Origin of the sequence: Pseudoalteromonas obscura, assembly GCF_030135505.1 — a bacterium.
Classification (GTDB): domain Bacteria; phylum Pseudomonadota; class Gammaproteobacteria; order Enterobacterales; family Alteromonadaceae; genus Pseudoalteromonas; species Pseudoalteromonas obscura.
In genome coordinates, this window is sequence record NZ_JASJUT010000014.1 from 115003 (window position 1) to 134087 (window position 19085).

The 19085-nt window shown below is 44.3% G+C and carries 20 protein-coding genes; 14 read left to right on the forward strand and 6 right to left on the reverse strand.

The window, feature by feature from the left end; all coding sequences use genetic code 11:
* Positions 1-18: 18 nt before the first annotated feature.
* From QNM18_RS24155 to fabR, 3 genes are all read right to left on the reverse strand, one after another.
* Positions 19-2043 (reverse strand): Hint domain-containing protein, encoded by a 2025-nt coding sequence (locus QNM18_RS24155; RefSeq protein WP_284138657.1) that lies wholly within the window; start codon positions 2041-2043, stop codon positions 19-21.
* 85 nt (positions 2044-2128) lie between these two features.
* The gene (locus tag QNM18_RS24160; RefSeq protein ID WP_284138658.1) at positions 2129-5455 is read right to left on the reverse strand and encodes a M4 family metallopeptidase; all 3327 of its coding nucleotides are present in this window, start codon (positions 5453-5455) and stop codon (positions 2129-2131) included.
* A gap of 455 nt (positions 5456-5910) precedes the next feature.
* Positions 5911-6522, reverse strand: coding sequence for an HTH-type transcriptional repressor FabR (gene fabR, locus QNM18_RS24165; protein ID WP_211012859.1), 612 nt, complete (start codon positions 6520-6522; stop codon positions 5911-5913).
* A 110-nt stretch (positions 6523-6632) separates the two neighbouring features.
* Between fabR and QNM18_RS24170 the strand changes: the two genes are divergently transcribed.
* Positions 6633-7766 (forward strand): acyl-CoA desaturase, encoded by a 1134-nt coding sequence (locus tag QNM18_RS24170; protein ID WP_284138659.1) that lies wholly within the window; start codon positions 6633-6635, stop codon positions 7764-7766.
* A 45-nt stretch (positions 7767-7811) separates the two neighbouring features.
* A complete protein-coding gene (sthA, locus tag QNM18_RS24175) occupies positions 7812-9248 on the forward strand; it encodes a Si-specific NAD(P)(+) transhydrogenase (RefSeq protein ID WP_211012860.1) in 1437 nt (478 codons plus the stop codon).
* Between the two features lie 37 nt (positions 9249-9285).
* Here sthA and QNM18_RS24180 read toward each other — a convergent pair whose 3' ends face one another.
* Positions 9286-10545: a hypothetical protein gene (locus QNM18_RS24180; protein WP_247687528.1), complete on the reverse strand. Its 1260-nt coding sequence runs from the start codon at positions 10543-10545 to the stop codon at positions 9286-9288.
* A complete protein-coding gene (locus QNM18_RS24185) occupies positions 10538-11230 on the reverse strand; it encodes a cupredoxin domain-containing protein (protein ID WP_247687529.1) in 693 nt (230 codons plus the stop codon). Before QNM18_RS24185 ends, QNM18_RS24180 begins: the two co-directional genes overlap by 8 nt.
* Before the next feature lie 162 nt (positions 11231-11392).
* On the opposite strand from QNM18_RS24185, the gene QNM18_RS24190 reads away from it, so the two are divergent.
* The 12 genes from QNM18_RS24190 (at position 11393) to QNM18_RS24245 (ending at position 18613) form a co-directional block, all read left to right on the forward strand.
* Positions 11393-13453 (forward strand): glycoside hydrolase family 97 protein, encoded by a 2061-nt coding sequence (locus QNM18_RS24190; RefSeq protein ID WP_284138660.1) that lies wholly within the window; start codon positions 11393-11395, stop codon positions 13451-13453.
* A gap of 317 nt (positions 13454-13770) precedes the next feature.
* The gene (locus QNM18_RS24195; RefSeq protein ID WP_284138661.1) at positions 13771-15258 is read left to right on the forward strand and encodes an AraC family transcriptional regulator; all 1488 of its coding nucleotides are present in this window, start codon (positions 13771-13773) and stop codon (positions 15256-15258) included.
* Between the two features lie 55 nt (positions 15259-15313).
* A complete protein-coding gene (locus QNM18_RS24200) occupies positions 15314-15571 on the forward strand; it encodes a RebB family R body protein (RefSeq protein ID WP_023401229.1) in 258 nt (85 codons plus the stop codon).
* 74 nt (positions 15572-15645) lie between these two features.
* A complete protein-coding gene (locus QNM18_RS24205) occupies positions 15646-15930 on the forward strand; it encodes a RebB family R body protein (protein ID WP_023401228.1) in 285 nt (94 codons plus the stop codon).
* Between the two features lie 38 nt (positions 15931-15968).
* Complete coding sequence (locus QNM18_RS24210; protein WP_023401227.1) at positions 15969-16235, forward strand: RebB family R body protein; 267 nt, start codon at positions 15969-15971, stop codon at positions 16233-16235.
* Positions 16236-16288: 53 nt separating this feature from the next.
* On the forward strand, positions 16289-16558 hold the full coding sequence (locus QNM18_RS24215; RefSeq protein WP_023401226.1) for a RebB family R body protein: 270 nt from the start codon (positions 16289-16291) through the stop codon (positions 16556-16558).
* A gap of 103 nt (positions 16559-16661) precedes the next feature.
* Complete coding sequence (locus tag QNM18_RS24220; protein ID WP_023401225.1) at positions 16662-16955, forward strand: hypothetical protein; 294 nt, start codon at positions 16662-16664, stop codon at positions 16953-16955.
* Between the two features lie 154 nt (positions 16956-17109).
* Positions 17110-17490, forward strand: coding sequence for a RebB family R body protein (locus tag QNM18_RS24225; protein ID WP_211012864.1), 381 nt, complete (start codon positions 17110-17112; stop codon positions 17488-17490).
* Positions 17491-17495: 5 nt separating this feature from the next.
* Complete coding sequence (locus tag QNM18_RS24230; protein WP_023401223.1) at positions 17496-17738, forward strand: hypothetical protein; 243 nt, start codon at positions 17496-17498, stop codon at positions 17736-17738.
* 37 nt (positions 17739-17775) lie between these two features.
* Positions 17776-18060, forward strand: coding sequence for a RebB family R body protein (locus tag QNM18_RS24235; RefSeq protein WP_211012865.1), 285 nt, complete (start codon positions 17776-17778; stop codon positions 18058-18060).
* Between the two features lie 94 nt (positions 18061-18154).
* Entirely contained in the window at positions 18155-18334 is a 180-nt protein-coding gene (locus QNM18_RS24240) for a RebB family R body protein (RefSeq protein WP_023401221.1), read from the forward strand.
* A 6-nt stretch (positions 18335-18340) separates the two neighbouring features.
* Positions 18341-18613 carry a RebB family R body protein gene (locus QNM18_RS24245; protein ID WP_023401220.1) on the forward strand — a complete coding sequence of 91 codons (273 nt, stop codon included), beginning with the start codon at positions 18341-18343 and terminating at the stop codon, positions 18611-18613.
* Here the strand turns inward: QNM18_RS24245 and QNM18_RS24250 are convergent.
* The gene (locus QNM18_RS24250) at positions 18593-19030 is read right to left on the reverse strand and encodes a hypothetical protein (protein WP_284138662.1); all 438 of its coding nucleotides are present in this window, start codon (positions 19028-19030) and stop codon (positions 18593-18595) included. The genes QNM18_RS24245 and QNM18_RS24250 overlap by 21 nt on opposite strands.
* Positions 19031-19085: the final 55 nt, after the last annotated feature.

Sequence of the window (19085 nt, forward strand, 5' to 3'; positions counted from 1 at the left end):
CCTCTGCTAGTTTGTGTCCTACTTGTTGAGGCTATTAAGGTAGTCTTTGTGCCATGCTTCAGGAATGCGCTTGAGGACGTCTTGCTCTGTTTCAACAAGCTCTTCAAATTCATTGTCGGTTTGCATTGCTAAATCACCTACCTGTAGGCCATTTGCAAACATTGAGAATGTTTCACCTGGACTGTGATTTGGGTCATCTGCGGTTCTGGCTAGTTTCAAGTTATATACATGCTCATTGTATTTCTGTTCTTTAACCTGAGTGATCAACTCCAGCCCTGACGCCGTGCGGATACGATCACCAACTTGAACTTTATTGGCCCATGAAGATACACCCGACTGTGTAACTACTGGGTGAGATTCAGTGAGTAATAACTCTTTGCCAGACTCAGTCGTTAGCTTGATCATTGGCTGACTTTCAGAGCCGATGGAAATATCCTTAATTTCAAGCGGTATATGAACATTTGGCGCAAACTGGCTAGCACCTAAAACTGTTTCACCAACACTCAACTGCTCAATGGCTAGCTCTTTGCCGTTGGCAAGCTTAATCATTGTTCCTTTTGCCAAACAGCTAAATACCATTTGCAGCGGAGGATGCTCAATATCTTTCCAAGACTGATCATCAGGCATATCCGCACTACCAACAACGTACGAATATCTTCTGGTCATTTTGCGCGGCCCTCTTGTCTCCTCACTTTCAATTGACAGGTTCATGATCCAGTGTGCATCTTCATAACGGCCATATAGTCGCGCATCACCAAAGATCCCTTTCGATCTAGGAATATTCCACGAAATACGCGTCATATCAAAAGTCATCGAACCAACTTTTTTGGTAAAATATTTCAGGTTAATATGATCAGAAAACAAATGGTTTGAGCCCTGATATCCACCGCCGAGTGCAGTTGCACCGCCAAGCTCTTTAGTTTGGATAAAGATCTCAGTACCATGGTACAGTTCTACCGGCCTTTCACCTTTTGGATCAATGGTATAAGTTGGGTTGCCATTGTCGTCAAAGGTGACATTTTTTGTCGACCAATCAGGGCGATAGATCTTAGTAACACGGCCCATGACATCTCTATATCCAGTAAATGGTACAACTGCTTTAATTTGGTCGTTAGGTGTACCGGGATCGTAATATGCGTCAATATCACAGTCATCGTAACGGCGGTTTAAACAAACTTTGATGCGATTATTAGTTGGGTCAGCATTGTCAATTTCTTTTCTGTCAACTGGCGCTGTCACCCCTTTCTCAAGTAAGCTTGCACCAATCTGTGTGTAGCTGCTTGCAGGCTGGATTGTCATCTCTGCCGTTGGGTCGAATACTTCCAAGCCTTGTCCTTCAGCAGTGTTTCTTACGTAGCCAAGATCTGCTAGCAATGTATCTTTTGAATACTCCATCGACATCTGCTTCGTTTCCGCCACTTCAACGCCGCTAGCATTGATATACGTAACGGTAACCCAAGCATTGGCAAAGATTTGTTCCGCGGCCATCAACTTCGGTAAAATATCTCTAAGTCTACCAACAGAAGTAATATCCATACGCTTCTTAGTGACACCTTCACCCCAATACTCAATAAAACGCGGGATCGTAATAGGCTCGCCATGTTCATTAACCAGCGACAAGTCTAAAAACGTATATGTCGTCGGGGCTGTTTCACTGTTTATCGCAGAGATAATAACGTAGTCATTGCCGTTGGAATCAGTGGCTGTTCTAAAACCCATGTCAGTAAAAAAAGAGCAGACTTTCTCGTTATCGCATTCCGTGTTTGCCGGATTTGCCAAGCCGGATACGCTGGCAATGCCCATCTCTGATTGACTCGCTTGGTTTATGTCCGTGGTCTTTAACACATGAAATAAATGCGGACGGTTTTTTTCATTGATGCCATGTTGCGCCAAACGCTGAGATACCTGCTCATACGTACTGAGCGACGCATCCGGTTGCACAATTGTCTGCAGATTTAGGTTTTCGACGGAGATGGGGTTCGCTACAGCGACAAACGAAGCTCCTCCCAAAGCAGCAATCACTGCTAGGCTAACAAGTTTCATAAAGTTTCCTTTTAGATTAGTGATACAAGGTAGCTCGTAGGCAAAGGAACCTTTGCCTACATGACTGCGAGCGGTTATTTATTGATTAGTATTTAACTTTGATACGAAAATCATGTATTTCGCCGTAATCGAACAAACTACATGAGTCCTTTTTATAAGTATTTTCCGCGGGGTACTCTTCTAGTTTTGCACGTATATAAAAGTCTTTTGACCATTCGAGCCAAGATACGCGTGGTAATGAAATGGACTTGGTGGCTTTGATCCGACAATACTCACTACCTGAAATAGAGCGACACTCACTGTTGTCTAGCCAATAGCTATAGTTTGGATCATTGTCAAAGCTCGACTCCGACTCCACAAACTTGCCATCACTATCTTTATCCAACCAAATTGTGAACCTCACACCTCGGTTAGCGTTCTCAAGTAGCCGCTCTGCTGTTGAACGGGGGATCAGGTTAGTGGCAATTTCTACACTTAAATTGGACCGTTGCTCCGCTTCAAAGTTTGACGCAATAAATTTGCTATAGCCTTGAGGGTTATGCCCTTGTGCGTTGGTCAATGTCGCCAGTTCAGTAGAGTATCTGAACAACTTAATTTCATCGATAAAAAATACCCCAGCATTGGCACTGTTACTGATTTTTGCTGGACACTCATCCACTTTGGACAAGGTAATTTGGTCAAACTTGGTATCCGACTCACTGTTGTCCGCATACCGTACTTCTAGCGACACATTAAATGTGCCACCTGCTGAAGGATAGCTCACAATACTCGGGTCTTTTTCCGTGCTGGTTTTATTATCAAAACCGAAACGCCACAGATACTGAGCTGACTTATCGACATTGAGCTGCGAGGTATTGATAAATTTTACGCGATTATTATCAAGAGGTTGAATTTCAAAGTCTGAAATAATTGGCAAGTTTTTAGAATCAATATCTAACATCACATCCAACACTTGACCATTATCAACTACACCACAACCATCCCAAATATAGTAGTCAAATTCATTGGTCGTTATGGCGATACGTAACACCCCCATGCCTGATGTGGCTTTTTGGCTAACTTTGAATGAAACAGAGTCACCGGTAATTTTCTGGTTGCGCAGGACCTCTTCTTCACTCTCAATCAAACCATTCTTGTTATAGTCGAAGAATACGGATACCAGCTTACCTGTTAAATCCTGTGAAAAGTTAAGTACGTAGTCACGATTTTTTGCCAGCGCACGCGGTGCTGCTAATTGTGCTGTATATCCCGCAGGTAAATCATTTATTTGATGACCACCAAAAGAGAGTGACGTGCTGTGCAGAAGGTCGCTGTTCGTGTACGGTGCGCAAGATTGTGCTTTACGGCTAAAAAAGTGATTAAAAGCGCTGCGCGATGTGCCATCTATAGTCGTAACATCAATAGAAAAGCGCATTAATTTATCTTCAGTGACCACTTTTTTCCGCTTTAAAAATGGGTAGATTGCCGTATTGTCACTGCGGCGCCACTTTTCAACTTGGCCATCACCCCAAAAGATATCGATTTGCGAGATCGTATTACTATCTAGTCGGCTTAAGTCATAGTTCACGGTATTGTAGTTTAACCAAGTATCGGCATCTAACGTTGATAAGCCAATTCCGGTTGAAATCCCAACCCCAGCTAAACTGTCTGAAACGTTTGCAGCGATGGCTGAAGCAGGTTTATCTGCAACGGTCATGTGCTCAGTCTGGTCTAACAGGCAGTAGCCAAACTCATTGATTGATATACCTGAAAACAAGCATTGCGCCGCGTTCGCCCGCAAGAACAGGCTATAAGCATCTTGGATACTCCACCCATGGGTTTTAACAAGCTCGTAGAATGCTTTTCTTAAGACCCCCCCATTGTCATGCCCCGTTTTAGTACTGGTAAAGTCTTTCCAGTGATCAATACTCCTGCCATCCCAAGACGGTAATTCAAAATATCGTGCAGGTAGATCAGCGGCCATAACATCCCAGCCATACCACCACTTGCGATTGTTAGTATATTGTCCGGGTTGTTCAAAAAATAAATCCAAAAATGGTTGAGATTGCGTATATGAACCGCTCGATGCATGCTGATAATAATCGAGCGCAGCAATGGCCGCGATGTCCGACATACCTTCATTAATTGCGCGGTCGATATCGCCATTGCCCAATGATGAGTTCCATTGTGTAATAGCGTGCGCCGCCTCGTGGGCAACTATTCCTAGTCCAGTCAATGAATAAAACTCATAGCCCCCGTTACCTGGACCATAATTGGCATAAGTGCCATCCCACGATGCGTAGTTGGATCCTAAGATGGTATGTTTGTTTACTTTCTGTAATAACGGTTTAATGCAGTAGCCCGTATCCGAGCAGTCTTGCACTTGTGCGGGAAAAATCTTTCTCAGGTTTTTATGGAAAAACTGCATCACCAACCCCGCATTAAAATGTGCTTCGTTGGCTGCACTGTAGCTATAGTAAGTGCCGTAGGTAGAGTCTATTTCAGCTTTATCGTAGTTTTCATTATTGTTCTGGCATAGATATGAAACAGGCTCAGTTTCTGAGATTTTTGCATCAAAGGTCGTAACATAAGGGTTTTCAAGAATACAGCGTTGTTGAGATTTTTTAATTACATAGGGGTAGCCATTAAACTCTGCAAAAATGGCATCGGCATCTAAATCCTCAAACAATAACTCTTTACCTACCGGCGACGTATCGTCAAATTGGTAACGCGTACAATTTTGCATACTATTGGGGCTAGGCGAATAACACACCGCTCCTAATTTGAAGCTTCCCCCTATGCCACCGCCAACTTGATAGCCGCTGTTAGATAAAGGGCTCGAAGTGAAAGCATATTGCGTATTGTCATATTGAGAAATCACTTTGAGATCAATTGCACTCAGTATTAGCGTCTCATGACGGTCTTTAAACCAAGCTTCTATTTGAATCACAGGTAACAGCTGTTTATCTTGCAATACGTACGCTTTTTGCGTCTCAACTCTTTGCGCATTTCGGACAATCTCCATTTGCTGCACCACTTGCTGCAAAGCCGAGGTTGTCATGCTGTGATACTCAGTTGGGAGCTTCGCAACCACGCCTTTTATCCATTTCCCCATTGTTTGACGGATTGACCCATCTGCATTGCGCGCAATAACCAAGTTACTGTCTAAGATAGGAAATGCCCCATAAAAAGCTTGATAGTGTTGGTAAACTGAAGTCGTCCCAACTGATTTCGTCAACCGATATTGGATGTTGTCACCTAGGTTAGATCTATTAGCCGTAACTTCGGATTGTGGCTTTATTGCGACGGCGCGCTCGATCTCATGCCATAGATACTGCTTATTGTAGAGAGGTGTTGATTCTACTGAGGCAAAAGCATTAGAAACAATGAGTATACTCAAAGATAGACCAAGCAAAACATCTACACGTTTCATACAATTTATCCTTTTAATTGTAGTGAGCAGAATGTTAACAATGTAACATTATTCAAGTTGTTTTGATCATAATTTATACTACAGCACTCTTTGGATGTATAGAGTAATTACATCAAAATGAGCAAAAAACATCATTAAATTAATTTTTGATAAACCCAAAATTAACAAAAAGCAAACAAAACCACCGGAGGAAACGCAAAAAAGGCAACAAAATCAAGTTTTAGATACAGGGACAAATTTAAATAAGACAGAAAATAACAATATTGCTATTAATTAAATTGACAAGTGAGGGAAAGTACTGCAGTTATCTGGGATTGTACTCAAAATTACACTGTCATCCAGAGAAGCCGTATTCTTACTGAATATGCCGTGATCGCAAATGAGCATTTGCATGCATATGAGCCTGCTAGGTTTTTTCACAACCCTAGAGGCTGCCGAGTCACCACTTAACGAAATTAAGAGTGGTTCTTTTGATAACCCGCCGCACCTTTAGCAATATAACGCAGCTGCCATATCAGTCTGGCAGTTAGCTCTGCCCGTTGCTGCTGATCCTGATCAAGCGCCTCTGCGCCTGAGCTAAATACCAAAGTCACCATTGCTTCTGCCTGCATATAAGCGTGATGCGCATCGACTTTAGTTTCAGACTCTAAATAATGAGCCAACTCCAATATAAAATGCTTTATCTCTCTGGCTACGGCAGCGCGAAACGCGGGGGAGGTGCCCGATCGCTCTCTCAGCAATAGCCGGAATTGGTTACTAGACGTTTCGATAAACTCCATAAATGTCTGCACAGATGTATCAATGACACTGCCACCACTGGCAATGCGCCTTCGTGCTTGGCGCATTAGCTGTCTTAGTGTAAGTCCCGCTTCATCGACTAGGGTCAGCCCCAATTCATTCATGTCCTTGAAATGACGATAAAAAGACGTGGGCGCAATCCCCGCTTCTCGTGCCACTTCACGTAAGCTCAAGTTAGAAAAGCTATGCTCAGCACTGAGCTGATTGAATGCCGCCTCAATCAATGCTTGTCGAGTTTTTTGTTTTTGTTGTGCACGCACACCTGACATCAATGCCCCCTACTTTATTTCACTCAATACGCTAATTGGGCAGTCTAATACTTGACGGCACAAGAATGAAATACTATTTTAGCGTACAAGTGTACGCTGAGATTTTAAAAATGAAAAAACCGCCTTTTATTTGGACTAATGTGATATTTTTTAGTCTGTCTTTTTTAGCCGCCGTCACGCTGGTACCTTGGTACGGCTATGAGTACGGTTATACGCTCACCCATTGGGTCGCATTTATCGCATGTATGTTTTACGCTGGCATGTCGATCACCGCTGGTTATCACCGCCTTTGGGCACATAAAGCCTATGAAACACATCCCGTGATCCAGGTTATTTTTGCACTTGGTGGTGCATTTGCGCTGCAAAATAGCATCTTACATTGGAGTAGTGATCATCGCGTTCATCACGGTCAAGTCGATGATCCTGTGAAAGACCCGTATGCCGCAACTCGTGGCTTTTGGTATAGCCATATAGGTTGGATGCTGCGTGACTACCAAGGTGACAATTATGGCGACTACAGCAATGCACGAGACCTACAGCGCAATAAGATCGTTATGTGGCAACACAAGCACTACCTCAAATTGGTTCTGCTCACCAACATTGGTATTCCACTATTACTTGGCTTAGCACTCGGTGATATCATTGGCATGCTGTTGCTTGCCGGTGTATTACGTTTAGTTTTGTCGCAGCACTTCACTTTTTTCATTAACTCGCTGGCGCACATTTGGGGCAGCCGCCCTTATACCGAAAAAAATACCGCCCGAGATAATGGTTTCTTAGCCTTGCTCACATATGGTGAGGGCTATCATAACTTCCATCATATTTTCGCCAGTGACTACCGTAATGGGATCCGCTGGTACCACTACGATCCAACCAAGTGGATGATTGGTGTTTTATCTTACCTAGGCCTTGCCAGTAAGTTAAAACGTACACCAGTAGAGCGCATTGAAAAAGCCAAAGCAGAAACCTTGTTGAATAAAACGAAAGTTACGCTTGCAAAATTGCCTTTAGCACAAGATAAGCTTACATTGTTACAGCAAGAATATGATTTGCTTTTGAAAAAGTTACAGAATTTCTGTGCAATCCAAAAGCAATTACTCGAAGCTAAAAAACATGCCGTTTTAGAACAGTGTGAACAATCAGCACTGCACAAACAATATTCAGAGTTAGAGCAGGCTTGGCATACACAAAAGCAGGCATGGTTGGCATTAAACTCGAGGCTGTTAAAAGGCGCAACAAGCTAGCTGCGCACCTAAACGGCCTCCCAATTGAGCAAGTAAGGCGAGGCCGTGACTAAATCCAAACAACAACCCAGTGAGCAACCACCGCAATCATTTCAGTATGACGCCATCATCATAGGAACTGGGCCCGGTGGCGAAGGGGCTGCGATGAACTTATCAAAGAGCCAACGCAAAGTTGCCGTGATAGAGAAGCAAACCGCGGTTGGTGGTGGATGTGTTCACTGGGGCACTATTCCTTCAAAAGCGCTTAGGCATTCGGTTAGCCGATTAATTGAATATAAAGCAAATCCCCTATATCGATTTACTGAACGTCCTAAGCGGTTAACCTTTCAAGATATTTTAAATCATGCCAGTGACGTGATTGGCAAACAGTCTTCACTGCGCTCCAGCTTTTACGACAGAAATCGCATTCACCTTTTCCAAGGTGAAGCCAGCTTTATCGATGCTAATACGGTCAAAGTGACTCACCTTGATGGCTCGCAAGATGTGCTTACAGCAAAAACCATTGTCATTGCCACAGGCTCAAGACCATACCGCCCACCTGAAATTAACTTTGATCACCCAAGGGTGTATGACAGCGATACAATTTTACGCCTAGAGCACAACCCACAACGGGTGATCGTATACGGCGCTGGTGTGATTGGCTGTGAATATGCCTCAATCTTTAAAGGCTTAGGTGCTAAAGTAGACTTGATCAATACACGTGATCGACTTCTTTCATTCATGGATGATGAAATATCAGATGCACTGAGCTATCACTTTTGGAACAGCGGTATTGTGATCCGTCATAATGAAGAGTTTGCCAAAGTAGAAACCAGTGACAAAGGCGTTATTCTACATCTTCAATCGGGTAAAAAAGTGAAAGCTGATTGTATCCTGTGGGCCAATGGTAGAACAGGTAATACCGATAGTTTAAACCTCGAGGCTGTAGGTCTTAAAGCCGATGGGCGCGGTCAATTACGCGTCAATGAATACTACCAAACACAGGTTGAGAATATCTACGCTGTGGGTGACGTGATCGGCTATCCAAGTCTTGCCAGTGCGGCATTTGATCAAGGTCGAATTGCTGCCAATGCGATTGCCAATGGGCAGTGTGACGAACGCTTAATCACCGACATCCCAACTGGGATTTATACCATTCCAGAAATGAGCTCAGTCGGCAAGACAGAGCAAGAGCTCACAGCTGCCAAAATACCCTATGAAGTTGGTAGAGCTCAGTTTAAACACCTTGCTCGTGCACAAATTGCCAGCACAGAAGTGGGCAGTTTAAAAATATTGTTTCACACAAAAACCAAAGAAATATTGGGTATTCATTGCTTTGGTGAGCGTGCTTCCGAAATTGTACACATTGGTCAAGCCATTATGGAACAAAAAGGAGAAGGCAATAATGTCGAGTATTTCGTCAATACCACCTTCAACTACCCTACCATGGCAGAAGCCTACCGAGTTGCTGCACTTAACGGTCTCAACAGGCTATGTGACTAGCTGACTGTCGTTGCGGCTGAAATCAATCAGCCGCAAACTAAAAGCGATACTCTCCACTCACTCGCCACAATTGTTCAATTTGGCGAGTTGGCAAGTTATCGTCAGCACGATTGGCCACTTTGGTTTCTAGATACTGAAATTCAGCGCCAAATCGCCAGCTCTCTGAAAATCGCCATTTAACCGTTGCAGTAATAGCACCGCCATCACTGTCATTGGGGTCAAAGGCCCAATGATCCATATCTTTGACTTTAAACTGCTCGATGCGGCCACTCACCCGATATTCTTGCCAACGGTGTGTCAATAGGACGAATTGGCTGTCAAAATCATTGTCTACACCCCGAGAAAAACCCATTGCCGTATTGCCTGACATAGCTTGCGCAATGAGATGGGTGCGTTTTGTAATCTTATATTTATAGGCTAGGCTCCAAAATTTTGTATCCCAAGCATATTGCCCTGTGTGGTAATTGACCACCCCGGGATCACCATTATTATCGTACCAATAGGCTCGTAAATCATGACGGTTCTGATAGCTCCAATGCGCACCAACATAATAGCCAAAGCGCCCATCAATTTCGGTAAAAGGCTCTATTTGCCATGCCTGTTTACGTAGCTGGGGCGCTCTAAATCCTGCCGTTGGTCTTAAGGCCAAAGCTTCATTGAATACGGACTGTCTATCGTGGGGCGCAAAGCCACGCCATGCCAACACTGCGCCTAAAGGATCATTGCCCTTATAAACACCCGCCAGCCACTGCCAATTATGCGCACTCTGTTTGGCTAATCGTTTACCGCTACGCTTCACACTGGCCTCTAAGCCAAACGCTCTAAGTTCTTCACCAAGCCAAGCATTTAGCGCGGAATAGCTATAGTTATAGGGTGACGACCATCCAATATCAGGATTTTCCAACGACATCTTTGGATAAAAGCCACCAACGCGTAATTGTGGCTGATAAGCTCCCCTTGTCACGGGTTTATACTCGACAAAAAGCTCTGTAAACCCCACTTTATCATCAGGATCTGGCACGTACTGCAAGCTACTGTGCGCCGACCAACTAGATCCTATTTCAAAGCGAGACTGCACCAACGCTCTGCTAATATTGACCCCATCTTCACCTTGACCAAAACGGTTGACTGATGCGCCTCGAGAGTACCAAGATGGGTAGGCACTCGTCGATTGCCAATTTGCTTGCACGACCCCTTTATGCTGCCCAGCGTAACTTTGACTGGACACACTGCTAAAGCCAACAAACAGTGCGCACATAGACGGAATGACAAAGATATTTTTTGTGCTGTTATTCATAATCATCAAACTCATCTGAAAAGTCTTCTTTCAGCTCAAACAAAGACTGATTGAGCTGATAGGTTAAGGTAAATGTATTTGGCAGCGATTTTAGTTGCTTGCGCTCCGGCTGATCCAAATTGGCAAATCCTTCATGCCACACATTAATGACCAATTCTGATTGCAACTGTTCTGGCATATCGATGACAGCTTTACCGTGTTCATCTGTCACCGCGAAATAGGTCGAGTCGACCACCAGAATGTAGCCGAGCATCCAGTCATGGATATTGCACCCCAGTTCGACTACACCGGTATTGCCAAAGGTTAAGGATTGTGGATTGTCGCGGTACAACTTAAATTCAAACGGTTGTGCGGCTGAAAATGAATAGACATGATGCAAAATCGAGTCATAGTTTGGAAAAGAGACCTCCGCACCTTTTGGTACAACTAAGATATGCGGTGTGAATGCCCGATCTTTTTGCCCCATTTTATAACTTTGCTTGAGCGTGTTTTGCTTCAAAGTAAGTTGTTTACTTTCAAACCACACCACAGCTTCTTTCACTGGCTTCCCATCCTTGCCCGTAACGTTAAGTGTCAATGGTTTTGCCACCCCCATTGAAGACATCAAACAAGCACTTAGGGCCACTCCGTATTGCCACCGAGCACGCTTTGTTATTGCTTTATTTACTTGCTGCTGAAATTGCATTGAGCACAATCCTTATCTGGCCTTATTTTTCATTTGAGTATAGACCGGACGACGCAAATAATGCATTCATCGCATTTTAAATTTGAATACGTATGCAAACCATTCAGAGAGGCAAAATTTGTCCGTAAGCTAATCATAACCAGTTGCCTATATGGAAAAAACATGCGCTATTCAAATTCACTTTGCTCTACCATAGGTTTCGTTGCCAGCTTATTGTCATTGACATCCACTGTACACGCAGCCAGTTTTAAAGTCTCTTCACCGGATCAGCAGCTCACTGTGACCATCAGTGATGATGGTTCACAGCCAAAGTATCAAGTCGCTTTCAAAGGACACACGGTGATCAACCCGTCAACGCTTGGGTTTGACTTTGCCAGAGCACCATCAATGAGAGACAACTTGTATATCAGTGCTGTTAAGCGCCAATCACATAACAACACTTGGCAACAGCCTTGGGGTGAAGCCCGTACGATTGTTGATCACCACAATGAGCTATTGGTCACTTTTGCTGATAAACGTAAAAAAAATACACAATACCGAGTTCGGATCCGCACGTTTAATGATGGACTGGGTTTTCGCTACGAAGTTGATAAAGCGGATGCGAGATATATCACCCGGGAACTCACTGAATTTAGTGTCGCCGACAGCAGTGATAGTCAAGCTTGGTGGATCCCTGCGAGAGGTTGGAATCGTTATGAATATACCTATAACACCACACCACTGCACGATGCTACACATGTCCACACGCCATTTACATTTAGGAATAAACGCGGCGTGCATTTAAGTATCCATGAAGCCGCTCTGGTTGACTATGCAGGCATGACCCTCAATCAACGCAGGCCGGGTACATTTATCAGTGATCTCACCCCATGGTCCGATGGAGTAGCGGTCAAAACCAATGGCCGATTCAAGTCTCCATGGCGAACAATACAAGTGGGAGAGCATGCTACCGACTTGCTCAACTCTCGCCTAATCTTGAACCTCAATGAACCAAATAAACTGGGTGATGTTTCTTGGGTAGAGCCCGGAAAATACACCGGTATTTGGTGGGGAATGCACATAGGAAAAAACACGTGGGGGAGCGGCGATAAACACGGCGCAACCACTGAGCGAACCAAAGAGTATTTGAGCTTTGCCGCTGAGCATGGTTTTGATGGTGTCTTAGTTGAAGGCTGGAATACTGGTTGGGATGGCGATTGGTTCTTTAATGGCGATGTATTTAGCTTTACCGAGCCCTACCCTGACTTTGATTTTAATGCCATTAAAACCCATGCCGAAAAGGTGGGTGCACGCCTTATCGGCCATCATGAAACATCCGGCAATGTCAGCAACTACCGCAACCAAATGGATGCCGCATTCAAACTGTATGCGCAAAATGGTGTCAGTCAAATTAAAACTGGATATGTCGCAGATGGCGGCAATATCAAACGTATTGATGAGCGTGGACACGCCCGATTTGAGTGGCACGATGGTCAGTTTATGGTCAATGAATATCTCGATAACGTGAAGCTCGCAGCAAAATATAAACTCAGTATCAATACTCATGAACCGATTAAGGATACAGGACTCCGCCGTACATATCCCAACTGGCTAACCCGCGAGGGGGCTCGAGGCCAAGAGTTTAATGCTTGGGGTACCCCTCCAAATCCCCCAGAGCACACCACTATGTTAGCATTCACCCGTATGCTATCTGGACCTATGGATTTTACTCCAGGCATATTTGACATGAGTTTTAACGGTCTAGGTGACAAAACAAACCGCCCACAGACGACACTAGCAAAGCAACTTGCGCTTTATGTAGTCTTGTATAGCCCGGTACAAATGGCAGCCGATCTACCTGAAAACTACCTTGCAAGACCTGACGCTTTTCAGTTTATCAAAGACGTCCCAACCGATTGGGAAAACAGTATCGCCTTGGCAGGTGAGGTTGGCGACTATGTGGTGTTTGCACGACAAGAACGCGCGCGTGGAAAATACACTGGTAAAGACTGGTATTTAGGTGCTATCACCGATGAACATGCGCGAGATATCAAAGTCAAACTAGACTTTTTAGCAGCCGATCAGCGCTACGAAGCACACATATACCGAGATGGTAAAAATGCCAACTGGCAGCAGAACCCGTATGCATTAGACATCCAAAAACAAATCGTCACAGCCGAAGATACCCTGTCATTGCAACTGGCCACTAGCGGAGGCACAGCAATACGATTTAAAGCCCTGTAACATATCAAGAGAGTAGGTGATGCCTGCTCTCTTGCCTTTCTTTACAAGTATCCAGATCCGACCTATAACTAAGTTAACTTGCTGCGTTAAAGTCAAAAATAACACCATAATTACACCTAGAATTAACCTTCACGTAATAATATGTAATTAATAGTTCGTAATATACCCCGATTGAAAACTAATAAAATTCCTTAAGTTGTATCCACGGCCTTAATTCACCTTGTTTGTAAATTTCCAATATGCAAAACACCAAATATGGTTGTTTCGCTTAGAAAGGATATTCGCTAGACAAAAGTTATATTGCTTTGGAGTCAACGATGAATGAATCAACAACACCCATAATGTCGCCCACAGATGCGATTAAAAAACAGTTACCACTAACCCAATCACTGACACGCTACTTAAATACACGATGCTCTGAAAGTGTGCTAAAACAGCTTTCATTAGAAGTGGAAGACTCATCCCAACAAGTTAAAACACATATATTTTTCGACCAAGAGCACCATAGACCAACAAGTGCACGAAGCTACCCGATTGTTTATCAAAGAAAGCGCATCGGCGCATTAAATTTGTTAAAGCACGCAGACCTCCCCGGTACATCACCCTCCGAATTAACGAATTTATCTGACCAGATAGGTATACTCGTAAAACGCAATGCTATTCAAACCTTGTCACATCAATATTTGGGTAAAAGTGCCTCGTTGCAGGGTTACAGTGATCAAATTTTGAATTTGGAAAAAACTATTGAGCGTATAGCTGCTAAATTATGCCCGGTATTCATACAAGCAGAGTCTGGCTCTGAGGTCATTGACGTTGCCTGCTCAATTCACTTTAGCAGCTACGCCAAGCACCATCCTTTTTACGAAATTGACTGTGCAAGCTGTGATGAAGAAGACTTTGCAAAAAAACTGCACCACATCAACACTTCGATGAATCAAGGCTGTATATTCTTCAGCCACATTGATGCCCTCTCTATTTCCCAGCAAAAGTACTTGTTAGAGCAACTGACCACACAGAGTAATAACGCCACCAGCTATACCAGCAAAATCGATTTGCAGCGCGTGCGCGTGATAAGCTCTAGCGAACAAAACATCCAAGCAATGGTAGATAGCGATCAGTTTTTACCCAGTTTGTGGCATAAGCTCAATTTTTTTAACCTCAATATCCCGCCGCTGCGCGAGCGACCTGAAGATATTCAGGTTATGGTTGAACAACTTTCAGAGCTCTATCAACTAAGCCCTGAGCAGCACCTTACAGAACAAGCAAAGCTGATGTTAAAAAATTATCGCTGGCCCAACAATGTTGCAGAGCTCGAAAAAGTTTTATTGCGCGCGTTTACTTTGGCTCAAGAAAACAACATAGGTGAGCAGACACTGGCCTCGATTTACCCTCAATTGGCTGCGACCACTGACTATAGCCTTTCAAACAAACAGTGCGTTGACCATCTGTTAGCGGGTAATTTAACTCCTTTTCAGAAATATCATCCCAGCTTGCAAAAAGCACTCTCTTTTATCATGCAAAACTGGCAACGTGATATTTCTCTAAAGGAGTTATCTGCCAACGCGTTTGTTAGCCCTTCTCACTTGTCTTATTTATTCAAACGTGCTCTTCAGCGCAGCTTTAAACAAATCCTTGCAGAGCTGCGGATCCGAAAAGCATGTGAACTCATTGAACACAATCCCAATCTCAGGATCACCGATCTTTGCATGGAAGTGGGCTTTGGTGATTTAAGCCACTTTGAAAAAATCTTTCGTCGCTATACCAATATGTCACCGCGCGAATACAAAAAAAAATATCAACCATAAGAGCCCAATTTACCCCTAATTTTCAATCTTTTGAGCCGATTAATCAGGCGTGTTAATGCCTAAACTGGCTGTATTGAAAACGACGGGTAACACCATGGCAGACATTGCAGCACTAGAACAATTGAATGAGTTGGTAGCACAGCAAGCCCCTGGGATATCTAGGGATATGTTATTGCAAGCAACCGCTCAATCATTGGGTAATGCCGCGCACAATGCCACGCTCGCACAACACCAGCACAATGCCATTATCAAGACAAATACGGCATTGGCCAGTGAAATGCTGCTGAGCATGGGTCCCAAAGCGTCGAAATAGTTTTTACCAGTAAATCTGGATAAAACACACCGCCTTATATAAGGCGAATATCTAACCAATAGAAGGAAAACACTATGGCAGCAGCACCAAGTGCAGCAGGTGGTGTAAATGCCCAAGTGACAGATTCTGTCACTCAGGTAAACACCAGTGTCACAGGCTCTACGCCTGCATCAGGTACAGGCAACCTACTTCTGTCAACAAGTCACGCATTGGGCACTGCAGCGCTTAACGCAACGACGGGTAATCAGCAAGCAGGGATCACGATGCAAGCAGCTACAGTACAGGGCATCAACTCTTTGATGTCAACGGGTACTGCAGTTGTGGGACGTGGCACAGCAGAAATTCTTAGCAAAGGCTAATCCGGCCGATTAATTAACTATCCAATGAGGAAAAAATCATGGCAGATACAGTAAACGCAGCAATCACAGACTCAGTAACTCAAGTAAATACTAAAGTAGTTGGTGAAACGCCAGCAATGGCAATGGGCAACCTGTTAATGTCCACCAGCCAAGCTTTAAGTAATGCTGCTCACAACGCAACTTCAGCACAACAACAAGCACAAATCACAATGCAAGCAGCAACTGTGCAGGGCGTTAACTCATTAATGTCTATCGGCAGCTCAGTCGTTGGTCGTAGCGCTGAAGGTATCATCGAGAAAGGCTAATCACCCTAATCTTAACCTTTATTTCTAATTTAAAATATTAACAGGAGTCAATCATGGCAGATGCAGTAAATGCACAAGTAACCGACTCGGTTACTCAGGTAAATACCAAAGTGGTTGGTGAAACACCAGCTATGGCAATGGGCAACCTACTCATGTCTACCAGCCAAGCGTTAGGTAATGCGGCGCACAACGCTACAGCAGCACAGCAACAAGCTGCTATCACGATGCAAGCTGCAACAGTACAAGGTGTCAACTCACTTATGTCTATCGGTAGTTCAGTGATCGGCCGCAGTGCAGAAGAAATCATTGAGCCTGACGCTTAATTGAATTCAGACGACTTGAACACAGGATACTGATCCACTATCCCAACCAAGCTCTTAGTGATGAATTCAGCGCTAAGAGCTTTTTTATTGTTTGGAGCTAACTATGGAAAACCTCAACAGTGCACCTGACGCGGCGGAGTCCGCTGTGCAGAGCGCACAGCAGTCCATCGCACAGTCCACTGCATTGGCCTTATCAGATGCGACCGACAACCTTAGAAACCTCAATACATTGAGCACCACAGCAATCGGTGTAGCCCTGTCTCAGTATATTGAAACTGGAGATGAAAAATTTTCCAAGATTATTGAAGATGCGCAGTCAATCGTCAGTCGCGGAGCAGATAACTTCAGTGCAGTTGGAGAAAAAATTGCCACCGTTCTACATGAAAATCAAGAATAACAGCAGCCTTGGGGGCATGCCCCCAAAATCCTAAAAAAGCCCGGATCAAATCTCACTTTACCCGATTTTAAAACGGCCATACCTCGTATTCTAGGTTGCATTAATTGCTCAGTTGTTGAGCGAATAACCAGTTTGAATTCACGAGGAGATAATCATGAGTGAGCAAGACAAAGACAGTGTGCCTTTTTCGCAACAAGCGACCAGCATGACTGAAACCACGTTAGCTGAAACGCTCGGGCTATCCATGCACAACGCCGTAACCAGTCAGCAGCATGCTCAAATGACCACTGCGGCGTCCATTACCAATGCATGTGCCAGGCTACTCAAGACACCGGGTACGCCCCCTGCTTCCGGCAATAACAAAGCACCTACTGATGAGGAAAGTGATGAAGTGATGGTTGCCGAACCATCAGAGGCAGAGCCGAGTAAAAAAGAGAAAAAGCCCCGTTTTAACCTTTTCCGTTTTGGGAAAAATAAAAAAACACAAGCGGCTGATCCCCCACCAAAAACCGATGACTCAACAGAGACGGAGTAAATACCATGACGTCACTTGCCAAATACAGTGCGCTTTATGAAGAGCATATGGCACAAATCCAAGCACTCTCAGAAAAACAAGAGCAAGAAGTGGCAGATCTGCTTGCCGAAAATGACCAACGCCTCGATGCGCTTGCGCCATTTGCCCAAGCCGACTCAGTCAATCAAGAAGTATCCAAGCAATTAGAGGCCGTCGAAGAGCAAATCAGCGACGCACTAAGTGAAATAAATAGCCAGCTCCTTGGCTAATACCTGATCCATTACTAAACCGAAGAAGGAAACCGCAATGGCGACTAAAGACCCTACAGTCAATAAACAAATCACTGATTCAATCACCCAAGTCAATACCAAGGTGCTTGCCGATAACCCTGCGATGGCAATGGGTAACCTCTATGCTTCAATGGGGGCCGCACTTTCCAACGCAGGAAACAATGCAACCAATGCACAACAGCAAGCAGCAATCACAGTTCAAGCTGCAACAATTCAAGGTGTGAATGCCTTAGGTGCCGTAGGTAGTGCGGTACTCGGACGTGCCGCTGCCGCCATTACAGAAAAAGATGGTGACCAGTAACACAGCCTCGACACAGAGGCATTTACTGCCTCTGCAGACAAAAATACAGTCCACTTAATAGGCTGTTCGCCTTAACTTTAAGAGGTCGAAAATTATGTCAGATAAAAATGGCCCCAGTGTTGACGAAATCATTTCCCAGCTGAGTGACTCTGCTTTAGCAGATACCGTCGGGTTAATGATGCAAAATGCAATCACAGCACAACAAAGTGCGCAAACTTACACCTCAGCGTCAGTCTCATCTGCTTGCGCTCTCATCCTAGCGCAAGGTGGATAAACTGACATGGCTGACAAACCAGCTGCTTTGGTTAAGGCACAACAAGCGGTTGCACAATCAACCTCGATGGCTGTGCAGGATGCAACAGACAACCTGCGTAACTTAAGCACTATCACGACAACAGCCATCGGTGTGGCATTGTCGCAATTGCTTGCTACCGGTGATCCTAAATATGTTAAAGTCATTGAAGAGGCACAAAAAGCCATGACCAAAGGCACTGAGAACTTCTCTGAGGTTGGTACCAAAGCCGCAAAAATTTTAAAGGACTTTTCTCCTTAATGTATACCCTCCATACCAGCGCCTATTGAGATATCGGTAGCGATTGAATAATCGCGATTGTCTTCCTAGCACTTGCAAACAAACCACAAGGTGGTCCACGCAATTGTAAGTCGCAATGTTGTAACTGGCCGCATCGATATCATTGAGTTTTATAAATAGGCGCTCTACCCCTTGGCGCGACAGCTTGCGATAAAGCCTCTCTTTGGCAAGTAACTTCTCTGGCTTTGGTACGGGTTCTCGAATAAACCCATTGAAACCAAACCCATAAGCATAGCTAGACTGATCACAATTGTTCTTAAACACTAAACTGGCATGGCGGTGGTATAAGGGGTGCCTAACGGGCAACCCCAATTGGTCCGTTGCTTGACTGCGACGGATACAAGCATAAACAGAAAAGGTCAAAGGCTCTGATGTCATAACGCATACTCATAGCTAACTATCTTGTTAGACTATGAATATGCAGTATTAAATG